The sequence below is a fragment of the Devosia soli genome (assembly GCF_000970455.1).
Taxonomy (GTDB): domain Bacteria; phylum Pseudomonadota; class Alphaproteobacteria; order Rhizobiales; family Devosiaceae; genus Devosia; species Devosia soli.
Genome location: NZ_LAJG01000011.1, coordinates 2,501 through 5,554 on the forward strand (window position 1 = coordinate 2,501; position 3,054 = coordinate 5,554).

Consider the following 3,054-nt stretch of genomic DNA (forward strand, 5'->3'; position numbering starts at 1 on the left):
CGTAATACGCTGCGATAAGCCTCGGGGAGCTGCGAATAAGCTTTGATCCGGGGATTTCCGAATGGGGAAACCCGACCATTTAGGTCACCCGCAAGGGAGCTAACCCAGGGAACTGAAACATCTAAGTACCTGGAGGAAAGGACATCAAACGAGACTCCGTTAGTAGTGGCGAGCGAACGCGGACCAGGCCAGTGGCCTGTGGGTAAGAACGGGAAGGACTTGGAAAAGTCCGCCATAGTGGGTGATAGCCCCGTACCGGTAGAAAGCTCATAGGTCCTCGAGTAAGGCGGAACACGTGAAATTCTGTCTGAACATGGGTAGACCACTATCCAAGCCTAAGTACTCGCACACGACCGATAGCGAACCAGTACCGTGAGGGAAAGGTGAAAAGCACCCCGACGAGGGGAGTGAAATAGTACCTGAAACTGGATGCATACAAACAGTCGGAGCCCGCAAGGGTGACGGCGTACCTCTTGTATAATGGGTCATCGACTTAGTCTGTCTAGCAAGCTTAAGCCGTTAGGTGTAGGCGCAGCGAAAGCGAGTCTGAATAGGGCGTTAAGTTAGACGGATTAGACCCGAAACCGAGTGATCTAGGTATGAGCAGGCTGAAGGTAAGGTAACACTTACTGGAGGGCCGAACCCACGTCTGTTGAAAAAGACGGGGATGACTTGTTCCTAGGGGTGAAAGGCCAATCAAACTCGGAAATAGCTGGTTCTCCGCGAAAGATATTTAGGTATCGCCTCAGACGAATACCTCGGGGGGTAGAGCACTGGATGGGCTAGGGGGTCTCACCGACTTACCAAACCTAACCAAACTCCGAATACCCGAGAGTACTATCTGGGAGACAGACGGTGGGTGCTAACGTCCATCGTCAAAAGGGAAACAACCCTAACCTACAGCTAAGGTCCCCAAGTCATAGTTAAGTGGGAAAGCATGTGGGATTACTCAGACAACCAGGAGGTTGGCTTAGAAGCAGCCATCCTTTAAAGATAGCGTAACAGCTCACTGGTCAAGTGATCCTGCGGCGAAGATGTACCGGGTCTAAAACTATGCACCGAAGCTTAGGGTTTACGACTTTGTCGTAAGCGGTAGCGGAGCGTTCCGTAAGCCTGCGAAGCGGTACCTGTGAGGGGCCGTGGAGGTATCGGAAGTGCGAATGATGACATGAGTAGCGACAAAAAGTGTGAGAGACACTTTCGCCGAAAGTCCAAGGGTTCCTGCGCAATGCTAATCAGCGCAGGGTTAGCCGGCCCCTAAGTCGAGGCGGAAACGCGTAGACGATGGGAACCACGTTAATATTCGTGGGCCTGGTGGTAGTGACGGATCGCGCAGAGCTATATCCCCTTATCGGATTGGGGGTGTGGTGAGCCGGTTCCAGGAAATAGCTCCACCAACATAGACCGTACCCGAAACCGACACAGGTGGACTGGTAGAGTATACCAAGGCGCTTGAGAGAACTATACTGAAGGAACTCGGCAAATTGCACGCGTAACTTCGGGATAAGCGTGACCTCATATTGGGCAACCAGTATGGGGTGTCACAAAAGAGGGGGTGGCGACTGTTTATCAAAAACACAGGGCTCTGCGAAGTTGCAAAACGACGTATAGGGTCTGACGCCTGCCCGGTGCCGGAAGGTTAAAAGGAGAGGTTAACGCCTTGAATTGAAGCCCCGGTAAACGGCGGCCGTAACTATAACGGTCCTAAGGTAGCGAAATTCCTTGTCGGGTAAGTTCCGACCTGCACGAATGGCGTAACGACTTCCCCACTGTCTCCAGTATAGACTCAGCGAAATTGAATTCCCCGTGAAGATGCGGGGTTCCTGCGGTCAGACGGAAAGACCCCATGAACCTTTACTATAGCTTTGCGCTGGCACTTGTGTCGGCATGTGCAGGATAGGTGGTAGGCTTTGAAGCCAGGGCGCCAGCCTTGGTGGAGCCGCAAGATGAGATACCACCCTTATCGTCATAGGTGTCTAACCGCGGCATAACAGTGTCCGGGACAGCGCATGGTGGGTAGTTTGACTGGGGCGGTCGCCTCCCAAAGAGTAACGGAGGCGCGCGATGGTGGGCTCAGACCGGTCGGAAATCGGTCGTCGAGTGCAATGGCATAAGCCTGCCTGACTGCGAGACTGACAAGTCGAGCAGAGACGAAAGTCGGTCATAGTGATCCGGTGGTCCCGTGTGGAAGGGCCATCGCTCAACGAATAAAAGGTACTCTGGGGATAACAGGCTGATAATGCCCAAGCGTCCATAGCGACGGCATTGTTTGGCACCTCGATGTCGGCTCATCACATCCTGGGGCTGGAGCAGGTCCCAAGGGTATGGCTGTTCGCCATTTAAAGTGGTACGTGAGCTGGGTTCAGAACGTCGTGAGACAGTTCGGTCCCTATCTGCCGTGGGTGTTGGAATATTGAGAGGAGCTGTCCCTAGTACGAGAGGACCGGGATGGACGAACCTCTGGTGGACCTGTTGTGGCGCCAGCCGCATTGCAGGGTAGCTAAGTTCGGACGGGATAACTGCTGAAAGCATCTAAGCAGGAAGCCCCCCTCAAAACGAGTATTCCCTATCAGAGCCGTGGAAGACCACCACGTTGATAGGCCGGGTGTGGAAGAGCAGCAATGCTTGAAGCTTACCGGTACTAATAGCTCGATCGGCTTGATCGTTCTCATTAATCTATGTCCGCAACGACTTGCGTCGTTGCTTCCTTGATGCCTCGCGGGTCGTACCGCACTGAGCATGACGCGGCTAAAACCGCCGCTATGCTCCGTGCTGACCCTCCGGCGGGGCGGCCAAACGTGGCCGGGGTCCTCACTGCGTTCGCCCAACGAGCGCTCCTGAGGCTTCATCAGATCAGAAATGCAAAAAACCAATTATCACGCAAAATGTGTTTTTCGCCGACCTTGTGGTTCTTGCGAGGGGCCCAGGACCCGATCCCATCCCGAACTCGACCGTCAAATCCCTCCGCGCCAATGGTACTAAGTCTCAAGACTTGGGAGAGTAGGTCACTGCAAGGTCTGCCAAAAACACATCACCTCTTTACAAAACCAAACC

Annotated in this window: 2 rRNA genes (1 of these 2 running past the window's edge); both read left to right on the forward strand. The window is 53.8% G+C overall.

Annotated features, from left to right (window positions below):
- Positions 1 to 2,666 (forward strand): 23S ribosomal RNA (locus tag VW35_RS04050) (it extends 57 nt beyond the left edge of the window).
- 235 nt (positions 2,667 to 2,901) lie between these two features.
- A 5S ribosomal RNA gene (gene rrf / locus VW35_RS04055) occupies positions 2,902 to 3,017 on the forward strand.
- Positions 3,018 to 3,054 lie beyond the last annotated feature (37 nt).